This is a genomic window from Streptomyces sp. NBC_01431, from assembly GCF_036231355.1.
Classification (GTDB): domain Bacteria; phylum Actinomycetota; class Actinomycetes; order Streptomycetales; family Streptomycetaceae; genus Streptomyces.
On record NZ_CP109496.1, the window covers coordinates 2,138,312 to 2,156,847 of the forward strand.

The 18,536-nt window shown below is 70.6% G+C and carries 19 protein-coding genes; 4 read left to right on the forward strand and 15 right to left on the reverse strand.

Translation table 11 applies throughout. The features are described 5' to 3' along the window. Both OG522_RS09855 and OG522_RS09860 read right to left on the reverse strand, forming a co-directional pair. Positions 1-1,341: a class I SAM-dependent RNA methyltransferase gene (locus OG522_RS09855; protein ID WP_329462574.1), complete on the reverse strand. Its 1,341-nt coding sequence runs from the start codon at positions 1,339-1,341 to the stop codon at positions 1-3. Between the two features lie 100 nt (positions 1,342-1,441). After that, entirely contained in the window at positions 1,442-3,487 is a 2,046-nt protein-coding gene (locus OG522_RS09860) for an APC family permease (RefSeq protein ID WP_329462575.1), read from the reverse strand. A gap of 228 nt (positions 3,488-3,715) precedes the next feature. Between OG522_RS09860 and OG522_RS09865 the strand changes: the two genes are divergently transcribed. Further along, the gene (locus tag OG522_RS09865; protein WP_329462576.1) at positions 3,716-4,384 is read left to right on the forward strand and encodes a potassium channel family protein; all 669 of its coding nucleotides are present in this window, start codon (positions 3,716-3,718) and stop codon (positions 4,382-4,384) included. Beyond that, entirely contained in the window at positions 4,384-5,052 is a 669-nt protein-coding gene (locus OG522_RS09870) for a potassium channel family protein (protein WP_329462577.1), read from the forward strand. The genes OG522_RS09865 and OG522_RS09870 overlap by 1 nt, the downstream gene beginning before the upstream one ends. 76 nt (positions 5,053-5,128) lie before the next feature. Here the strand turns inward: OG522_RS09870 and OG522_RS09875 are convergent, their stop codons facing one another. The 7 genes from OG522_RS09875 to OG522_RS09905 all read right to left on the reverse strand — a co-directional run bounded on the left by OG522_RS09875 (position 5,129) and on the right by OG522_RS09905 (position 11,784). Continuing rightward, entirely contained in the window at positions 5,129-5,872 is a 744-nt protein-coding gene (locus OG522_RS09875; protein WP_329462578.1) for a DUF3159 domain-containing protein, read from the reverse strand. A gap of 3 nt (positions 5,873-5,875) precedes the next feature. Beyond that, positions 5,876-6,274 (reverse strand): OB-fold nucleic acid binding domain-containing protein, encoded by a 399-nt coding sequence (locus tag OG522_RS09880; RefSeq protein WP_329462579.1) that lies wholly within the window; start codon positions 6,272-6,274, stop codon positions 5,876-5,878. A gap of 64 nt (positions 6,275-6,338) precedes the next feature. After that, on the reverse strand, positions 6,339-7,031 hold the full coding sequence (locus tag OG522_RS09885) for a response regulator (RefSeq protein WP_329462580.1): 693 nt from the start codon (positions 7,029-7,031) through the stop codon (positions 6,339-6,341). A 43-nt stretch (positions 7,032-7,074) separates the two neighbouring features. Then, positions 7,075-9,618 carry a sensor histidine kinase KdpD gene (locus tag OG522_RS09890; RefSeq protein ID WP_329462581.1) on the reverse strand — a complete coding sequence of 848 codons (2,544 nt, stop codon included), beginning with the start codon at positions 9,616-9,618 and terminating at the stop codon, positions 7,075-7,077. 270 nt (positions 9,619-9,888) lie between these two features. Further along, positions 9,889-10,668 (reverse strand): DUF3710 domain-containing protein, encoded by a 780-nt coding sequence (locus OG522_RS09895; RefSeq protein ID WP_329462582.1) that lies wholly within the window; start codon positions 10,666-10,668, stop codon positions 9,889-9,891. A 1-nt stretch (position 10,669) separates the two neighbouring features. Next, positions 10,670-11,203 (reverse strand): dUTP diphosphatase, encoded by a 534-nt coding sequence (gene dut, locus OG522_RS09900; RefSeq protein ID WP_329462583.1) that lies wholly within the window; start codon positions 11,201-11,203, stop codon positions 10,670-10,672. Further along, positions 11,200-11,784 (reverse strand): PaaI family thioesterase, encoded by a 585-nt coding sequence (locus OG522_RS09905; protein WP_329462584.1) that lies wholly within the window; start codon positions 11,782-11,784, stop codon positions 11,200-11,202. The genes dut and OG522_RS09905 overlap by 4 nt, the downstream gene beginning before the upstream one ends. A gap of 58 nt (positions 11,785-11,842) precedes the next feature. On the opposite strand from OG522_RS09905, the gene OG522_RS09910 reads away from it, so the two are divergent. Beyond that, entirely contained in the window at positions 11,843-12,301 is a 459-nt protein-coding gene (locus OG522_RS09910; RefSeq protein WP_329462585.1) for a DUF3093 domain-containing protein, read from the forward strand. Positions 12,302-12,322: 21 nt separating this feature from the next. Here OG522_RS09910 and OG522_RS09915 read toward each other — a convergent pair whose 3' ends face one another. From OG522_RS09915 to OG522_RS09930, 4 genes are all read right to left on the reverse strand, one after another. Beyond that, entirely contained in the window at positions 12,323-13,336 is a 1,014-nt protein-coding gene (locus OG522_RS09915; protein WP_329462586.1) for a hypothetical protein, read from the reverse strand. 10 nt (positions 13,337-13,346) lie between these two features. Next, on the reverse strand, positions 13,347-13,643 hold the full coding sequence (locus OG522_RS09920; protein WP_053725482.1) for a DUF4193 domain-containing protein: 297 nt from the start codon (positions 13,641-13,643) through the stop codon (positions 13,347-13,349). Positions 13,644-14,036: 393 nt separating this feature from the next. Next, positions 14,037-15,275 (reverse strand): sensor histidine kinase, encoded by a 1,239-nt coding sequence (locus OG522_RS09925; RefSeq protein ID WP_329462587.1) that lies wholly within the window; start codon positions 15,273-15,275, stop codon positions 14,037-14,039. A gap of 5 nt (positions 15,276-15,280) precedes the next feature. After that, positions 15,281-15,934 carry a response regulator transcription factor gene (locus OG522_RS09930; RefSeq protein ID WP_053725484.1) on the reverse strand — a complete coding sequence of 218 codons (654 nt, stop codon included), beginning with the start codon at positions 15,932-15,934 and terminating at the stop codon, positions 15,281-15,283. A 344-nt stretch (positions 15,935-16,278) separates the two neighbouring features. Between OG522_RS09930 and OG522_RS09935 the strand changes: the two genes are divergently transcribed. Next, positions 16,279-16,449 (forward strand): hypothetical protein, encoded by a 171-nt coding sequence (locus OG522_RS09935; protein ID WP_329462588.1) that lies wholly within the window; start codon positions 16,279-16,281, stop codon positions 16,447-16,449. Between the two features lie 71 nt (positions 16,450-16,520). On the opposite strand, the gene OG522_RS09940 is transcribed toward OG522_RS09935, so the two are convergent. Both OG522_RS09940 and OG522_RS09945 read right to left on the reverse strand, forming a co-directional pair. Further along, on the reverse strand, positions 16,521-17,321 hold the full coding sequence (locus tag OG522_RS09940; protein ID WP_329462589.1) for an inositol monophosphatase family protein: 801 nt from the start codon (positions 17,319-17,321) through the stop codon (positions 16,521-16,523). Between the two features lie 34 nt (positions 17,322-17,355). Continuing rightward, positions 17,356-18,513 carry a ferrochelatase gene (locus OG522_RS09945; protein ID WP_329462590.1) on the reverse strand — a complete coding sequence of 386 codons (1,158 nt, stop codon included), beginning with the start codon at positions 18,511-18,513 and terminating at the stop codon, positions 17,356-17,358. Between the last annotated feature and the right edge of the window lie 23 nt (positions 18,514-18,536).

Sequence of the window (18,536 nt, forward strand, 5' to 3'; positions counted from 1 at the left end):
TCAGGCGTCCTTCCCCACAGGCTCCAGAATCGCCACGCACTCCACGTGATGGGTCATCGGGAACAAATCAAACGCCCGCAGCGTCCGCGGCTTGTAGCCGCCCTCGTGGAAATAGGCCAGGTCGCGCGCCAGCGCGGCCGGGTCGCAGGCCACGTAGGCGATGCGGCGGGCGCCGAGGGCTGACAGGTACTTCACCGTCTGCTTGCCGGCGCCCGCGCGGGGCGGGTCCAGGACGATCAGGTCCGCTTCGGTGATCTTGGTGCGGGGCAGCACCTGTTCGACCTTGCCCTGTTCCACGCGGACGCGGGGCAGGTCGGCCAGGTTGTGGCGGGCGTCCTCCACCGCGCGCTTGGACGACTCGATGCCCAGCACCGCGCCCGTCTCGCCGACGCGCTCGGCGATCGCTCCGGCGAACAGGCCGACGCCGCAGTACAGGTCGAGGGCCATCTCGCCCTTGCGTGGCATCAGGCCCTGCATCACGGCCTTCACCAGGGTGTCGGGGGCCTGCGGGTGGACCTGCCAGAAGCCGCCCATGCCGACCCGGTACGTGCGGCCGTCCGCGCGCTCGCGGACGAAGGCGCGGCCGTGGACGCGGTGGACGCCGCCGTCCTTCTCCTCGACCCGCAGGACCGAGACCGGCTTGTCGAGTTCGACCAGCGGGAGGCGGCCGCCCGGCTTCGGGGTCAGGACGACCTGGCGGTCGTGCGAGCCGGAGGCGGCGATCGCCTCGATGGACGCCAGCGTCGGCCACTCGCGCTTCTCGATGCCCAGTTCCGTGACGCCCGGCGACGCGATCATGCAGTGGTCGATGACCTCGACATCGTGCGAGCGGTGCTTGCGCAGGCCCGCCCGGCCCTCGTCGTCCGTGGCGTACTGGACGCGGCTGCGCCACGCCGGGACCTGGCCCGCGGGGAGCTTGTCGCCCTCGGCGGGCATGACCGTGCCGTCCCAGCCCGCCTCCTCGGGGGTGAGGCCCGCAAGCCGCTGGAGCTGCTCGGTGATCACCTCGCCCTTGAGGCGGCGCTGCGCGCCCGGCTTGGCATGCTGCCAGTCGCAGCCGCCGCACTTGCCGGGGCCCGCGTACTTGCAGGGCGCCTCGACCCGGTCCTTGGACGCCTCGACGATGCGCACCGCGTCCGCGCGCAGGAAGCGGGAGTCGCTCTCGCCCTCGGTGACACGGGCGACGATCTTCTCGCCGGGCAGGGCGTGGCGTACGAACAGGACGCGGCCCTCGGCGGTGCGGGCGATGCAGTGGCCACCGTGCGCGACGGGGCCGACCTCGACCTCGTACTCCTCCCCGACCAGCGACGACAGCGACGACTCGGGTGCGTTGTGCTGCATGGGTGGGTGACTCCAGGGATGTGGGGGAACAGCGGGGCGGCCGGGCGACCAGCCCACCAGTCTACGTGGGTGTCGCACGGCCGCCCGCCACAGGCACCGCTCAGCTCTTGTTGCTGGGCTCCTTGGGCCGGGCCACCGGCCCGCGGCGCACCGAACCCGGCGCGTCCCAGTCCGCCCGCCTGCGGGCCCGCTTCTTCGCGGCCTCGGAGGACTCCAGCTGGTAGGGCACGGAGGTCACCATGACGCCCGGGGTGAACAGCAGACGGCCCTTGAGCCGCAGGGCGCTCTGGTTGTGGAGCAGGTGCTCGTACCAGTGGCCGACCACGTATTCGGGGATGAACACGCTGACCGCGTCGCGCGGGCTCTCGCGGCGCAGGCCCTTGACGTACTCGATGATCGGCCGGGTGATCTCGCGGTACGGGGAGTCGAGGATCTTCAGCGGTACGTTGATGCCGCGCCGCTCCCACTCCGCCTGGAGGGCCTTCGTCTCGGCCGGGTCGACCGAGATCGACAGCGCTTCCAGCTGGTCCGAGCGCATCAGCTTGGCGTAGGCGAGCGCGCGCAGGGTGGGACGGTGGACCTTGGAGACCAGGACGATCGAGTGGACCCGGGAAGGCCGCAGGCTGTCGTCGGAGGGCTCGTCGGGAGCCGCGATCTCCTCGGAGACCCGGTCATAGTGCTTGCGGATCGCGGTCATCGTTCCGTAGAAGATCACCATGCCGAGCAGCGCGACCCAGGCGCCGTGGGTGAACTTCGTCGCCAGGACGACCACGAGCACCAGGCCCGTGAAGAACGCGCCGAAGGCGTTGATCGCCCGCGAGCGGATCATGCGGCGGCGCTTGGCCGGGTCGCTCTCGGTGGCCAGGTGGCGGTTCCAGTGACGGACCATGCCGGTCTGGCTGAGCGTGAACGAGACGAAGACGCCGACGATGTACAGCTGGATCAGCCGGGTCGAGTCCGCGCCGTAGATCACGACGAGCAGGACCGCGGCGCCGGCGAGCAGCACGATGCCGTTGGAGAAGGCGAGGCGGTCGCCGCGGGTGTGCAGCTGGCGGGGCAGGTAGCGGTCCTGGGCGAGGATCGAGCCGAGCAGCGGGAAGCCGTTGTACGCGGTGTTCGCGGCCAGGAAGAGGACCAGCGCGGTGGCCGCGGCGAGCACGATGAACAGGAAGCTGCCGTTGCCGAACACGGCTTCGGCGACCTGCGAGATGACCGGGTTCTGGACGTATCCCGAGCCGAGCGGCGTGCCGTTGTGCAGCAGGTCCTCGCCGGGCTTCTCGGCCATCCGCACGTGGGTGGTCATGGCGAGCGCGATGATGCCGCAGAACATGGTGACGGCGAGGCCGCCCATGAGGGCCAGGGTGCTGGCGGCGTTCTTGGACTTGGGCTTGCGGAAGGCGGGGACACCATTGCTGATGGCCTCGACGCCGGTGAGCGCCGCGCAGCCGGAGGAGAACGCGCGCAGCAGGAGGAAGACGAGGGCGAAGCCGGCCAGGCCCTGGTGCTCGGCCTTGACCGTGTAGTCGGCGGTGGGGGCCTTCATGGTGTCGCCCATGACGAGGCCGCGGTAGGCGCCCCAGGCGATCATGATGAAGACGCCCGCGACGAAGACGTACGTCGGGATCGCGAAGAGCTTGCCCGACTCCTTGACGCCCCGCAGGTTCATCAGGGTGAGCAGCACGATCACCGCGACGGCGCAGAGCACCTTGTGCTCGACCACGAAGGGGATCGCGGAGCCGAGGTTCTCGATGCCGGAGGCGATGGACACGGCCACGGTCAGCACGTAGTCGACCAGCAGGGCGCTCGCGACGGTGAGTCCGGCCTTGGGGCCGAGGTTGGTGGTGGCGACCTCGTAGTCACCGCCGCCGCTCGGGTAGGCGTGCACGTTCTGCCGGTAGGAGGCGACCACGGTGAACATCAGCACCACGACCGCGACCGCGATCCAGGGGCTGAAGTGGTACGCCGACACACCCGCCACGGAGAGCACCAGGAGTACTTCTCCGGGTGCGTACGCAACGGACGAGAGCGGGTCGGAGGCAAAGACGGGGAGTGCGATGCGCTTGGGGAGGAGCGTTTCTCCCAGCTTGTCGCTGCGCAGCGCCCGGCCGATCAGGATCCGTTTGGGCACGTCGGTCAGTTTGGACACGCAGAGGATCGTAAGCGTTCTGTATGGGGAAGGCCCACCCGGCTCCCGTGGCTGTCCGCACACAGGGGGCGCACTGGTGAGTGCATCCGGCGGCGGGCCGCATAAGCTCGTCAGGCGGCAACGTGGATATCTGTTGTCACGCTGTTGCCCGGCTAGCCGAGAAGGAAGTAGTGAGCAGGGTGTTTTCGCAGGTCATCGGGGCGACCAGGAGTGCGGGGTAAAGGGCACGTGCACATCGTCATCATGGGCTGCGGGCGAGTGGGAGCCGCTCTCGCGCAGACCCTGGAACAGCAGGGGCACACGGTCGCGGTGATCGACCAGGACCCCACGGCCTTCCGTCGGCTGGGTTCCGGCTTCGGCGGGCGCCGGGTCACGGGTGTCGGCTTCGACCAGGACACCCTGCGCGAGGCGGGCATCGAGGAGGCCGGCGCGTTCGCGGCGGTCTCCAGCGGCGACAACTCCAACATCATCGCGGCCCGGGTGGCCCGCGAGATGTTCGGCATCGAGAACGTGGCGGCGCGGATCTACGACCCGCGCCGTGCCGAGGTGTACCAGCGTCTGGGCATCCCGACGGTCGCCACGGTCAGCTGGACCGCCGACCAGATGCTGCGGCGGCTGCTGCCGTCCGGGGCGGAGCCGCTGTGGCGCGACCCGAGCGGTGGCGTGCAGCTGGCCGAGGTGCACACCTCGACGGCCTGGGTCGGCCACAAGATCAGCAAGTTGCAGGAGGAGACCGGCGTGCGTGTCGCGTTCCTCACCCGGCTGGGCGAAGCGGTGCTGCCGACGTCCCGGACGGTGTTGCAGGAGGGCGACCTGGTGCACGTGATGATGCGTACCGACGAGGTCGAAAAGGTCGAGGCGGCGTTCGCCCAGGGCCCCGAGGAAGGCGGTCACTGATGCGTGTGGCTATTGCCGGGGCCGGCGCGGTGGGCCGTTCCATCGCGGGCGAGCTCCTGGAGAACGGGCACGAGGTGCTCCTCGTCGACAAGGCGCCCACCGCCATCTCGGTGGAGCGGGTGCCGCTCGCCGAGTGGCTGCTCGCCGACGCCTGCGAGATCACCTCGCTGGACGAGGCCGCGCTCCAGCGCTGCAACGTGGTCATCGCGGCCACCGGTGACGACAAGGTGAACCTGGTCGTCTCGCTGCTCGCGAAGACCGAGTACGGGGTGCCGAGGGTGGTGGCCCGGGTCAACAACCCGAAGAACGAGTGGCTGTTCAACGAGTCGTGGGGCGTGGACGTCGCCGTCTCGACGCCGCGTCTGATGTCGGCGCTCGTCGAGGAGGCGGTGAGCGTCGGCGACCTCGTTCGGCTGCTGCGCTTCAGCCACGGCGACGCCAACCTGGTCGAGCTGACGCTGCCGCCGGAGTCGGCGCTCGCGGGCACGCAGGTCAGCGCCGTGGCGTGGCCGGAGGACACCTCGCTGGTCACGATCATCCGGGGCACGCGGGTACTCACGCCGAGCCAGGAGGAGACCCTGGAGGCGGGCGACGAGCTCCTGTTCGTGGCCGCGCAGGCCCGTGAGGAGCAGCTGGAGGACCTGCTGTCGGTCCGCAAGGAAGCCTGACCCGCCGCGAAGGCGCATGGCCGAAGGGCCCGGAACCGCTACGGTTCCGGGCCCTTCGGGCATGTATGCGTGAGGGTTACTGCGCTCCGGCTTGTCCGCGGGCCGCGGCCTTGCGGGCCTTCTCGGCCGCTTCCTCCGCCTCCATCTCCGCGAAGACGTCGATCGGCGCCGGGGCCTTCGCGAGGAAGACCCAGGTGAGCCAGACCGCGAGGAGGAACGGCGGGATCTTCAGGGCGATGAGCACCCAGCCGAGCTGGGAGGTGTTGGCCCACCAGTACAGCGGGAAGAGGATCGCGCACTTGGCGAGCAGGATGAGCCCCCAGGCCCAACTGGCCTTCGCGTACGCCGTCTTGCGGCCCGGGTTGCGGGTGCGCCAGGACAGGTTCTCCTTGAAGACCGGGCCGAGGATCAGGCCGATCAGCGGTACGCCGCACACGGTGGTCACGATGTACGCGAGCGCCAGGCCCAGGGTGTAGAGCATGCCCGGCAGGTAGAAGTCCTTGGCGTTGCCGGTCATCATCGCGAAGACCACGCCGAAGGCCACTCCGAAGACGCCGCTGAAGGCGTGCTTCATGGTGTCCCTGCGCACCAGGCGGACCACGACGAGCAGCAGCGACACCACGAGGGCCGCGATCGCCGAGGTGTGCAGGTCCTTGTTGACCGTGAAGATCGTGACGAAGAGCAGCCCGGGGAGGACCGTCTCGACCATGCCGCGCACTCCGCCGAACGCCTCGAAGAGCGCGGCCTCGGTCACGGCCTTCGCGTCAGCGGCGGGCGGGGTGTGCGTGGGGGTGGTGGTCGGCTTGTCGACTGACGTCACCGGCTACTCCTGTCCGAGCGGTCGGAGTTCGTATTTGGGGTTGAACAGCACCCGTCGGCCGTGACTCATCGAGATCCGGCCCGAAGCGATGAGCTTGCGGCCCGGTTCGATGCCCACGATCGAGCGCCGTCCCAGCCACACCACGTCCAGTGGGGCGGTGCCGTCGAAGAGCTCGGCCTCCAGCGCCGGCACGCCCGCCCGCGGACGCAGGGTGACCGTCCGCAAGGTACCAGTGACTTTGACTATCTGGCGGTCACTGCACTCGGAGATGCGGGTGCACCCCGTGGCCTGCGCGTCCTCCTGCAGTTCCGCGGAGTGCAGGTCCTCCTGCGAGGTGGACAGCCGGTCGAGCATCCGGCGGAAGCGCCCCGCGGGCTTCTCGGTACGAAGGTCAGCACTCATACAGAAAGCGTAACCGGCCCGACCTCCACCGGATCAAAGCGTGTGGTCAGCACCGATCGGCGGATCAGCGTTCGAAGCGGTATCCCATGCCCGGCTCGGTGATGAAGTGGCGCGGGTGCGAGGGGTCGAGCTCCAGCTTGCGGCGCAGTTGGGCCATGTAGACCCGCAGGTAGTTGGTCTCGGTGCCGTAGGAGGGCCCCCAGACCTCCTGGAGCAGCTGCTTCTGGCTGACCAGGCGGCCGGTGTTGCGCACGAGGACTTCGAGCAGGTGCCACTCGGTCGGCGTCAGTCGTACGTCGCGGCCGTCCCGGTTGACCTTCTTGGCGGCCAGGTCGACGGTGAAGCCCGCCGTCTCGACGACCACGACGTCGTCGGCACCGTCCGCGCCGCCGGCCGGCTCGGCCCGGCGGACGGCGGCGCGCAGCCGGGCGAGCAGCTCGTCCATGCCGAAGGGCTTGGTGACGTAGTCGTCGGCGCCGGCGTCCAGCGCCTCGACCTTCTCGTCGGAGGTGTGGCGGGCGGAGAGCACCAGGATCGGGACCCGGGTCCAGCCGCGCAGCCCCTTGATGACCTCGACGCCGTCCATGTCGGGCAGGCCGAGGTCGAGCACGACCACGTCGGGGTGGCGGGCGGCGGCGAGCTGGAGGGCGGTGGCGCCGTCGGGGGCCGCGTCCACCTCGTACTTGCGTGCCTTGAGGTTGATCACGAGCGCGCGCACGATCTGCGGCTCGTCCTCGACCACGAGCACCCGGGTCATCTGGAATACCTGCCTTCTGCGGTGACTGGCTGAGCGGTTCGGTTCATGAGGTGACCTGGGCGGAGAGGCCGGCCTGGGGCCGGTCGGGGCCGGGGGCGGCGCGCACGGTGAGAACCATGGTGAGGCCGCCGCCGGGGGTGTCCTCGGCGGCGAGAGTGCCTCCCATGGCTTCGGCGAAGCCCCGGGCGACGGCGAGGCCGAGGCCGACCCCGGCGCCGCGGGGGGCGTCGCCGTAGCGCTGGAAGGGCGCGAAGATGCGGTCCTTGGCGGTGTCGGGGACGCCGGGTCCGCGGTCGGTGACCCGTATCTCGACGCGCTGGGCCATGCCGCTGGCGGCGACGGTGACGGGGGTGGCGGGCGGGCTGTACTTGACCGCGTTCTCCACGATGTTGGCGACGGCCCGCTCCAGGAGGCCCGGGTCGACCTCGACCATGGGCAGCGTCTCGGGGATGTCGAGGACGACGCTGTCCTCGGGGACGCCGCCGAGCGCCATCGGCACGACCTCGTCGAGGTCGATCTCGCGGATGAGCGGGGTGACGGTGCCGGTCTGGAGGCGGGACATGTCGAGGAGGTTGCCGACCAGGTGGTCGAGGCGGTCGGCGCCGCTCTCGATGCCTTCGAGGAGTTCGGCGCGGTCCTGTTCGGACCATTCGACGTCGTCGGAGCGCAGGGACGTCACTGCTGCCTTGATGGAGGCGAGCGGGGTGCGCAGGTCGTGGCTGACGGCGGCGAGCAGGGCGGTGCGGATCCGGTTGCCCTCGGCCAGCTTGCGGGCCTCCTCGGCCTCCCCCACCAGGCGCTGGCGGTCCAGGACGACGGCTGCCTGGGCGGCGAAGGCGCCGAGCACGCGGCGGTCCTCGGCGGGCAGGACACGGCCGGACAGGGCGAGCGCCATGTGGTCGCCGACCGGCATGTCGACGTCCGCGTCCTCGGGGCGGCCGACGGGGCGCGGCCCGACGCTGCCCGCCCGGGTCCAGGGCGCCACGTCGCTCTCGCGCTCCAGGAGGGCGACGGATTCCATGGCGAAGGTCTCGCGGACCCGTTCCAGGAGGGCGTCCAGGCTGGTCTCGCCGCGCAGCACGCTGCCCGCCAGGAAGGAGAGAATCTCCGATTCGGCGCGCAGCCGGGCGGCCTGGTGGGTGCGGCGGGCCGCGACGTCCACGACGGAGGCCACCGACACCGCCACGAGCACGAAGATCACGATGGCGACGATGTTCTTCGGGTCGGCGATCGTGATCTTGTGGACGGGCGGGGTGAAGTAGTAGTTCAGCAGGAACGAGCCGAAGGCCGCCGAGGCCAGCGCGGGCAGCAGGCCGCCGAACAGGGCCGCGGCCACGGTCAGCGTCAGGAACAGCAGCATGTCGTTGGCGAGCCCGAGGTCCGCGTCGACATTGGTGAGCAGCACGGTCAGCAGGGCGGGCCCGATCACGCCCGCCGCCCAGCCCCACACGATGCGGGCGCGTCCCAGCCGGGCCCCGCGCGCCACCGGAAGGCCGCGGCCCTTGGCGACCTCCTCGTGGGTGACGATGTGGACGTCGAGGTCGGGCCCGGAGTCGCGGGCGACGGTCTGCCCGACGCCGGGGCCGAGGATGTACTGCCAGGCCTTGCGGCGGCTGGAGCCGAGGACGATCTGGGTGGCGTTGACGCCGCGTGCGAAGGCGAGCAGCGAGGCGGGGATGTCGTCGCCTATGACGTGGTGGAAGGTGCCGCCGAGGTCCTCCACGAGGGTGCGCTGGACGGCGAGTTCCTTGGGCGAGGCGGAGGTGAGGCCGTCGCTCCTGGCCACGTACACGGCGAGGATCTCGCTGCCCGAGCCCTTGGCGGCCATGCGGGCGGCGCGGCGGATGAGGGTGCGGCCCTCGGGTCCGCCGGTCAGGCCGACCACGATCCGCTCGCGGGCCTGCCAGGTGGACTTGATGTCGTGTTCGCCGCGGTACTGCTGGAGGTATTCGTCCACCCGGTCGGCGACCCACAGCAGCGCCAGTTCGCGCAGCGCGGTGAGGTTGCCGGGCCGGAAGTAGTTCGACAGGGCCGCGTCGACCTTGTCGGACTTGTAGATGTTGCCGTGCGCCATGCGGCGGCGCAGCGCCTGGGGCGACATGTCGACCAGTTCGATCTGGTCGGCGCGGCGCACCACCTCGTCGGGCACCGTTTCGCGCTGGCGCACGCCGGTGATCGACTCCACGACGTCGCCGAGGGACTCCAGGTGCTGGATGTTGACGGTGGACACGACGTCGATACCGGCCGCGAGGAGTTCCGCGACGTCCTGCCAGCGTTTGGTGTTGCGGGAGCCGGGGACATTGGTGTGGGCCAGTTCGTCCACCAGGGCGACGGCGGGGCGCCGCTCCAGGACGGCGTCGACGTCCATCTCGGTGAACACGGTGCCGCGGTATTCGATCTCGCGGCGCTGGATCTGCTCCAGGCCGTGCAGCATCACCTCGGTGCGCGGCCGACCGTGGTGCTCGACGAAGGCGACGACGCAGTCGGTGCCGCGCTCCACCCGGCGGTGGGCCTCGGAGAGCATCGCGTACGTCTTGCCGACGCCCGGTGCCGCGCCGAGGTAGATCCGTAGCTTGCCGCGTGCCATGGCCCCATTGTCTTTCAGAATTCAGCTGTGTACGCAGCGTCGACCTTACGGCCAATAATTCCGGCAAATGGGGTGAGGGTACGGATCGGCTCACGTATTGACGCGATTCTGATGCTCCGCGGAAGGCGGCTCCTGAGGCTCCGCACCAGGTGGCGAAGGCGGCTCGGCGAAAGGCCCGGCGCAATGCGACGGCCCGCGGCGGTTGATTATCGTTGATCAACTACCGCGGGCCGTAAGCCAATTGACCCGGCGCTCAGGACGCCGGCCGAGTCAGCGGACCTCGGTGATTTCGGGGCCGCGCTGGAGCTGGCCCATGCCGCCGGAGAACCGGGAGCCCTCCTGGTCCTCCTGCTGGACGCCCTCGGGCACCATCTGTGCGTCGTTGGGCAGCTTGAGGACGATCGGGTCGCGGGGCGCCATGGGGCCCTCGCCACGGACCACGACGGTGTCGCGGAAGATCGTCTCAAGCAGCCCGGCGGCCTGCGGCTGCACCGCGCCCTGGCCGGAGATGACACCGCGCAGGAACCAGCGCGGGCCGTCCACGCCCACGAAGCGGACCAGCTGGACACCGCCCGTGCCGTCCGGCAGCTGTACGGGGACCTGCGCGCGCAGCTCCCAGCCCAGCGGGCCCTCGACCTCGTCGATGATGCCGCCCTGCTGGGTGATGCCGGAGGCGATCTCCTCGCGGACCTCGCCCCAGATGCCTTCCTTCTTCGGTGCCGCGAAGGCCTGCAGCTGGACCGCACTGTCGTTCAGCACGACCGTGGCCGCGACGATCGCGTCGCCGGCGACCTCGACCCGCAGCTCCATGCCCTCGACCCCGGGGACGAAGAGTCCGCCGAGGTCAACGCGGCCCTCTCCGGGCTCGGTGACCTCTTCGAGGTCCCAGGGGCCGTCCGGACGGGGCGCCGGGGGCAGGTTCACCCTGCGCACCTCGCTCGCGTCCGCGGCCTCGATGTCATCGTCGATGCCGTCGACGACCTGCTCGGCCTCGCCCGCCGCGTCGGCCGCGCCGTCCGCGGATCCACTCTTCTTGCGACGTCCGAACACGTCACTGTCCTTCCCGGTCGGATACGACCGAAGCGTATCGATTCCCACCCGTAGTACCGCCACTGGCGGTCGAACCGTCCACGGCGGCATGACCGCCGGTGGACCCGAAGCCCCCCTCGGCCCGCGCCGAGCCGGGAAGCTCCGCCACCTCGTGGAAGCGCACCTTCTCGACCTGCTGGACGACCAGTTGGGCAATGCGGTCGAAACGCTCGAACCGCACGCTCTCGCGCGGGTCGAGATTGACCACGATCACCTTGATCTCTCCACGGTACCCGGCATCCACCGTCCCCGGGGCATTCACCAGGGCGACACCGCACCGGGCGGCGAGGCCCGAACGGGGGTGCACGAAGGCCGCGTAGCCGTCGGGCAGCGCGATGGAGACGCCGGTCGGCAGGACGGTCCGCTCGCCCGGGGCGAGTTCGGCGGCCTCGGTGGTGACCAGATCGGCACCGGCGTCGCCGGGGTGGCCGTACGCCGGGATCGGCACCTCCGGGTCGACACGGCGGATGAGGACGTCTACGGGTTCACGCGTCACGGGTTCACCTCGAAGGCGCGAGCGCGCCTGAGCTGGTCGGGGTCGGACATGGCGGCCTGGATCTCTGCCGGGCGCCCGTTGTCGATGAAGTGGTCCACCTTCACCTCGATGAACAGGGCCTGGGCCCGGACCGCCACGGGCCCCTCGGGGCCCCCGATGCGGCCGGTGGCCCGCGAGTAGATCTTGCGGCCGGCCACGGCGGTGACTTCCGCCGCCAGGTGCAGGACCGTGCCGACCGGGACCGGGCGGGCAAAATCTGTCTCAAGACGGCCGGTCACCGCGATCACCCGCAGGAGCCAGTTCAGCGAACCGAGCGTCTCGTCGAGCGCGGTGGCCAGCACCCCGCCGTGGGCGAGCCCCGGCGCGCCCTGATGGGCCTCGCGCACGGTGAACTCGGCGGTGACGGTCACGCCCTCGCCCGCTCGCGCCGCCAGGTGCAGACCGTGGGGCTGCCCGTCGCCGCAGCCGAAGCAGTGCCCGTAGTGCGCACCAAGCAGCTCGCCGGGTGCGGGCGCCTCGGGGTGCCGCACCGGCGCTATGGCGTCGGCCGGGGGCGTCAGGGACGCAGATGTAGCAGTCACAGCCGCAGACCTTACCCGCGGTCCAAGGCGCAGGTCGCGCCGTGCCAAGCTTGGTTTCATGCAGCCCAACGCCCCGCAGTACGCAGAACGCCTCACCGCGCCCCGCTCCTGGTGGTTCATCTCCGGCCTGGTCGGCTTCGCCTGCGCACTGATGCTGCTGCCGGTGGGCACCCTGCCGATGCTGGCCGGCCTGGTGGGCGGCACGGCGGTGTCCTGGGTCGTGGTGAGTTCCTACGGATCGGTGCGGATCCGGGTGCTCGCGGACACGCTGGTCGCCGGGGAGGCCCGGATTCCGGTGCGGGCGCTGGGCGAGGCCGAGGTGCTCGACGCCGAGGAGGCTCGTGCCTGGCGGCTGCACAAGGCCGATCCGCGCGCGTTCATGCTGCTGCGGGCGTACATCCCGACGGCGGTCAAGGTGGAGATCACGGACCCGGCGGACCCGACTCCGTACGTCTACCTCTCGACCCGCGACCCCGAGGCGCTGAAGACGGCGCTGAACGCGGTCCGCGCGGCCTGACCGCCCAGCACGGGCCGGCCGTCAGCGGCCGAGTTCCCCGAGGTGCTTTCCCTCGGGCAGCAGATTGTCCGGCTGTTCCAGGGCGGGGAGATCGGGCAGCGCGTCCCAGGGCACCTGGCGGCTGCGCAGGTCGTTCCTGATGTGCGCGGCGAGCTTCTTGGTGTCGTGGCGGTTCATCACGGCACCGACGGCCGCGCCGATCATGAACGGCGTCAGGTTCGGCAGGTTGCGGACCATGCGCTTCGTGATCTGCTGGCGCAGCTCGCGCTTCATCTGGCCGCCGAGCGCGACGTTGAGCGTCGTCGGCTTGGTGACATCGATGCCGCGTTCCTCGGTCCAGGTCGCCAGATACGCCATGGAGCGCTGCGTGAGCGGGCCCGGCGGCCGCATCCCGTAGACCTCGTACAGCTCGGCGATGAGCTTCAGCTCGATCGCGGCGACCCCGGTGATCTCGGCGGCCATTTCCGCGGGCAGCGCGGACGGTACGGGCAGCATCGCGGCCGCGCCGATGCCCGCACCGACCGTGGAGGTGCCGTTGGCCGCGCCCGCGATCAGTTTGTCGGCGATCTCCTCCGGGCCGAGGCCCGGGAAGTGCGCGCGCAGCGTCGCCAGGTCCCGCACGGGAACGCGGGGGGCGATGTAGATGATCCGGTCGGCAAGGTGGCCGAGCGAGGCCTTCACGCCTTCGCCGCCCTTGCGTACGCCCTTCTTGAGCACCGGAACGCTCTTCCTGAGGGCGGGAATGCCCTTGTCGAGAGCGCCCCTGCGCAGGGCGTCCAGGCGTCGGGCCCCGGCCGCGGGCCCCGCCTCTTCTTCCCCCGTATCCGCTGCCGTGACGGCTGCTTCGAGCGAGGCCGACCGGCCCCGCCCGGCGTCACGTGCACCGTCGGCAGCGCTCACCGCGGGGAGGCGGTTCGGCTCGGCACCGGCGTCAACGCCTTCTGCCGGGCCTGTGCCGCCCTCGGGTGCCTCGGTGGAACCCGGGGCACCCTTCCTCCGGAACGGTCGCTTCCGGGGCGGTTCAGCGCTTGCCACGCCGGCCTGCTCAGTCGCAGTCGCGGCAGATGGGCTGGCCGTTCTTCTCCCGGGCCAGCTGGCTGCGGTGGTGCACGAGGAAGCAGCTCATGCAGGTGAACTCGTCGGCCTGCTTGGGCAGGACGCGAACGGCGAGTTCTTCGTTGGAGAGGTCCGCGCCGGGCAGTTCCATGCCTTCGGCGGCCTCGTACTCGTCCACGTCGACAGTCGAGGTGGACTTGTCGTTACGCCGGGCCTTCAGCTCTTCAAGGCTGTCGGAATCGACGTCGTCATCGGTCTTGCGTGGGGTGTCGTAGTCCGTTGCCATGTCGCTCTCCCCCTCTGGGTGGTTGCGGTGTCTCAGCGCACGTAACGCGTGAGAGGCCGGACTTGTGCCCGACCTGAGGCGGAGATTTTGCCTCACATCAAGGTCTGTTACTCAATCGACACCCAACCGCACTCCTCAAGAGTGATCGTCTTGGATGGCGATCGGGACCGTACACGGTCCTCAGGTCGCACTTCACGAGTGCCACCCCGTGTACTTCCCGTGATCTCACCCCCTGGAAACCCGTACTTTTCCCGGGTTTCCAGGGGATTCAACGATCACGGAGAGTAGGTGGTCGGAAGTTTGCCTTTGTGACTGAACACACACGAAACTCTTGGGAACGGGTCCCGAAAATTCCGCGCAAAGCGAACTGCCGAAACAGCTTCGAGCAGCGTCTCAGACCGGCAGGGTGACACGCATCACGAGGCCGCCGCCTTCGCGGGGCTCCGCGATGATACGGCCTCCGTGAGCCCGCGCGACCGACCGGGCGATGGAGAGGCCCAGACCGACCCCCTTGTCGCTGCCGGTGCGCTCGGTGCGCAGCCGCCGGAACGGCTCGAAGATGTTGTCGATCTCATACGCGGGGACCACTGGCCCCGTGTTCGACACCAGCAGCGTCGCATGGCCGTCCTTGAGCTCGGTGACCACTTCGACCCAGCCGCCTTCGGGGATGTTGTAGCGGACCGCGTTCTGGACCAGGTTCAGCGCGATGCGCTCCAGCAGCACGCCGTTGCCCTGAACGACCGCGAGGGCCCGCTCGCCCTTGATCTCCACACTCTTGGCCTCGGCCTCGCTCCGCACCTGGTCGATGGCGCGGGAGGCGACCTCGGCGAGGTCCACCGGCTTGCGGTCGATGATCTCGTTGTCGCTGCGGGCGAGCAGCAGCAGGCCCTCGACGAGCTGCTCGCTGCGCTCGTTGGTGGCCAGCAGCGTCTTGCCGAGCTGCTGGAGCTCGACCGGGGCGCCGGGGTCGGAGAGGTGCACTTCGAGCAGCGTGCGGTTGATCGCCAGCGGGGTGCGCAGCTCGTGCGAGGCGTTGGCCACGAACCGCTGCTGCGCGGTGAAGGCCCGCTCCAGGCGGTCCAGCATCTCGTCGAAGGTGTCGGAGAGTTCCTTGAGTTCGTCGTCGGGACCGTCCAGCTCGATCCGCCGGCTCAGGTCCGTGCCTGCCACCCGGCGGGCGGTGCGGGTGATCCGGCCGAGCGGCGAGAGCACCCGTCCGGCCATCGCGTACCCGAAGGCGAAGGCGATGACGCTGAGGCCGACCAGGGCGAGCAGGGAGCGGCTCAGGAGGTTGTCCAGGGCCTGCTGCCGCTGCTGGGCCATGCAGGTGCTGATCGCGTCGTTGAACTCCGCGACCGTGCCGCTCCTGGGGAGCTGGCAGTTGCTGGAGGACAGCGTGAGGTTCTGGGCCCCCACGATCTTGAAGGGGGTGCTGCCCGCGTGCAGGGCCTGGGCGGCGAGCAGGTAGATGATCGACAGGAGCAGTATCCCGGCAATCATGAACATGCCGCCGTAGAGCAGCGTGAGGCGTATCCGGATGGTGGGGCGCAGCCAGGGGAACGGTGGTTCGGCGCTCTTGGGGGCCCAGGTCGGTTTGGGAGGCGCCGTGGGCGGCGCGGGACTCGCGGCCATCGCCGTCAGATCCGGTATCCCGAGCCGGGCACGGTGACGATCACCGGGGGCTCGCCGAGCTTGCGCCGCAGCGTCATGACGGTCACGCGCACCACGTTGGTGAACGGGTCGGTGTTCTCGTCCCAGGCCTTCTCCAGGAGCTGTTCGGCCGAGACCACGGCTCCTTCGCTGCGCATGAGGACCTCAAGAACCGCGAACTCCTTCGGCGCGAGCTGGATCTCCCTGCCCTCGCGGAAGACCTCCCGGCGGTTGGGGTCCAGCTTGATGCCGGCGCGCTCCAGGATGGGCGGCAGCGGCACGGTGGTGCGCCGGCCGAGCGCACGCACGCGGGCGGTCAGCTCGGTGAAGGCGAAGGGCTTGGGCAGGTAGTCGTCCGCGCCGATCTCCAGGCCCTCCACGCGGTCGCTGACGTCTCCGGCCGCGGTCAGCATCAGGACCCGGGTGGGCATGCCCAGCTCGACGATCTTGCGGCAGACGTCGTCGCCGTGGACGAGCGGGAGGTCACGGTCGAGGACGACGACGTCGTAGTCGTTCACGCCGATCCGCTCCAGGGCCGCGGCGCCGTCGTACACGACGTCGACGGCCATGGCCTCCCGGCGCAGTCCGGTGGCCACCGCATCGGCGAGCAGTTGCTCGTCCTCGACGACGAGTACGCGCACGGCGCATTTCCTTCCCTAGGGACCCGCGTCGTCCGCGGGCAGATCTCTGCACTGAACCAGTGACTGTGAGCATCCATCCTGCCCCGTACGCCCATAAACCGGCGGTAAGACGGTGCGAGGCTCCCAGCGGCGGCCACCTGCGGTTTCCAGCCACGCAGGCGGGCTTCAGCGGGAATAGACAGGATTACCGCGGCAGTTGAGGTTTCTTTGAGAGTGGGTGTGGGGAGGACGACTGCACACCCCGCGATCACGCCCTGTATGTGGCATGCCACATCTTGATGTCGTGGTCGCAACCCACCGTCGGCACACCCCTGTGCCACCGACCCACGACGAGGGGGCGCACCATGGACGCTTTCACCGCAGGGCTGCTGCAGCGCATAAGGACCACGGAAACCGACCTCACACGGGCGCGCGAGACCGGCGACGACTTCCTCGTCGACGTGGAGCAGGCCGAGCTGGACGATCTGCATCGTCTGGCCGCCGAGCACGGCGTCGAGGTAGCCGTAGCGCACTGACCCCACCCACCAGGAAACCCCGGCGCCACGGGACGGCGCCGGGGTTTCGTCATGCCCGGGGGTTGCGGCGCTCAGTCGTGCCAGGCGCCGTGCTCCTCCAGGAGCGCCTGGAGCGGGCCGAAGAGCTGCGGGGAGGCGGCGATCGCCAGCTCCCCGGAGGCCGGTGTGCCGGGTCGGCCGCCGGTGAGCGCGCCGGCCTCGCGAGCGATGAGGTCACCGGCCGCCAGGTCCCAGGGGTTCAGACCGCGCTCGTAGTACCCGTCGAGGCGGCCCGCGGCCACGTCGCACAGGTCGATGGCCGCCGAACCACCGCGGCGGATGTCGCGGAACCGCGGGATCAGCCGCTGGGCCACGTCCGCCTGGTGGGCGCGTACGGACTGGACGTAGGCGAATCCGGTCGCCACCAGGGACTGGGACAGCGGGGCCGGCGGGCGGCAGCGCAGCGGGCGCTCGCCCTCGAAGGCGCCGCCGCCGAGGACGGCGTGGTAGGTCTCGCCGCGCATCGGGGCCGCGACGACGCCCGCCACCCGCCGGCCGTCCTGTTCGGCGGCGATGGAGACGGCCCAAGTGGGCAGCCCGTACAGGTAGTTGACGGTTCCGTCGAGCGGGTCGATGACCCAGCGGACGCCGCTGGTGCCCTCGCTGGACGCGCCCTCCTCACCGAGGAAGCCGTCGTGTGGGCGTCGCTCACCGAGGTAGCCGGTGATCAGCTTTTCGGCGGCGATGTCCATCTCGGTCACCACGTCGATGGGGCTGGTCTTGGTGGCGGCGACGGCGAGGTCGGCCGGGCGGCCGTCGCGCAGCAGCTCGCCGGCCCGCCGCGCGGCCTCCAGCGCGAGGCCGAGCAGTTCGCGGTGCAGGGGGTCGGTCATGGTCGCTCCTTGGGGCGGGGGTGGGACCAGGCCTTCACGCGTACGGGCTGTCGGCGCCGGCCGCCGCCGGCTTGGCGGCGCCGCGGGCGGCCGGGCAGCAGCCGACGGCGCACAGATCGTGCGAGGGGCCGAGCGCGCCCAGGGCGCACCGCTCGGCGGGCAGTCCGCGCTCACTCGCGGCCCGCTCCAGGACGAGGTCGCGCACGGCCGCGGCGAACCGCGGGTCGGCGCCGACGGTGGCGGAGCGGGCGACGGGCAGGCCGAGCTCGGCCGCCTTGGCGGTGGCCTCCGTGTCGAGGTCGTACAGCACTTCCATGTGGTCGGAGACGAAGCCGATGGGGACCATGACGACGGCCGGGGCGCCCGCGCCGTGCAGCGCCTCCAGGTGGTCGCAGATGTCGGGTTCCAGCCAGGGGATGTGCGGGGCGCCGGAGCGGGACTGGTAGACGAGCTGCCAGGGCCGCTCGACACCGGTGCGCTCACGGACGGCGTCGGCGACGACCTGCGCCACGTCGAGGTGTTCGCGGACGTAGGCACCGCCGTCACCGTGCTCGTCGACGGGTCCCGAGGTGTCGGCGGCCGCCTGCGGGATGGAGTGCGTGGTGAAGGCGAGGTGGGCGCCCGCACGGACGCCCTCGGGCAGTTCCGCGAGCGAGGCGAGGACGCCGTCGATCACGGGGCGCACGAAACCGGGGTGGTTGAAATAGTGCCGCAGCTTGTCGACCCTCGGCACCTTGAGGCCCTCGGCCTCCAGGGTGGCCAGGGCCTCCGCGAGGTTCTCGCGGTACTGGCGGCAGCCCGAGTACGAGGCGTACGCGCTGGTGGTGAGGACGGCGATGCGGCGGTGGCCGTCGGCGGTCATCTCGCGCAGGGTGTCGGTCAGATAGGGCGCCCAGTTGCGGTTGCCCCAGTAGACCGGCAGGTCCACGCTGTTGTCGGCGAAGTCCTTGCGCAGCGCGTCGAGCAGCGCGCGGTTCTGCTCGTTGATGGGGCTCACCCCGCCGAACAGGAAGTAGTGCTGCCCCACCTCCTTGAGCCGCTCCTTGGGGATGCCGCGGCCGCGCGTCACGTTCTCCAGGAACGGGACCACGTCGTCGGGGCCTTCGGGGCCCCCGAAGGAGAGCAGCAGCAGGGCGTCGTACGGAGCGGCGGCCGCGGCTGCTCCGGGAGCTGGATCGCGCAGTTCGGACATGGTTCCGATCCTGCCATCCGCCT

What these genes read in the sequence shown, in the direction of transcription:
- OG522_RS09855 (WP_329462574.1), bottom strand. Translation starts at nt 1,341, where the DNA reads ATGCAGCACAACGCACCCGAGTCGTCGCTGTCGTCGCTGGTCGGGGAG.
- OG522_RS09870 (WP_329462577.1), top strand. Translation starts at nt 4,384, where the DNA reads ATGCGTGTGGCTATTGCCGGGGCCGGCGCGGTGGGCCGTTCCATCGCG.
- OG522_RS09880 (WP_329462579.1), bottom strand. Translation starts at nt 6,274, where the DNA reads ATGAGTGCTGACCTTCGTACCGAGAAGCCCGCGGGGCGCTTCCGCCGG.
- OG522_RS09885 (WP_329462580.1), bottom strand. Translation starts at nt 7,031, where the DNA reads ATGACCCGGGTGCTCGTGGTCGAGGACGAGCCGCAGATCGTGCGCGCG.
- OG522_RS09890 (WP_329462581.1), bottom strand. Translation starts at nt 9,618, where the DNA reads ATGGCACGCGGCAAGCTACGGATCTACCTCGGCGCGGCACCGGGCGTC.
- OG522_RS09910 (WP_329462585.1), top strand. Translation starts at nt 11,843, where the DNA reads ATGCAGCCCAACGCCCCGCAGTACGCAGAACGCCTCACCGCGCCCCGC.
- OG522_RS09920 (WP_053725482.1), bottom strand. Translation starts at nt 13,643, where the DNA reads ATGGCAACGGACTACGACACCCCACGCAAGACCGATGACGACGTCGAT.
- OG522_RS09925 (WP_329462587.1), bottom strand. Translation starts at nt 15,275, where the DNA reads ATGGCCGCGAGTCCCGCGCCGCCCACGGCGCCTCCCAAACCGACCTGG.
- OG522_RS09935 (WP_329462588.1), top strand. Translation starts at nt 16,279, where the DNA reads ATGGACGCTTTCACCGCAGGGCTGCTGCAGCGCATAAGGACCACGGAA.
- OG522_RS09940 (WP_329462589.1), bottom strand. Translation starts at nt 17,321, where the DNA reads ATGACCGACCCCCTGCACCGCGAACTGCTCGGCCTCGCGCTGGAGGCC.
- OG522_RS09945 (WP_329462590.1), bottom strand. Translation starts at nt 18,513, where the DNA reads ATGTCCGAACTGCGCGATCCAGCTCCCGGAGCAGCCGCGGCCGCCGCT.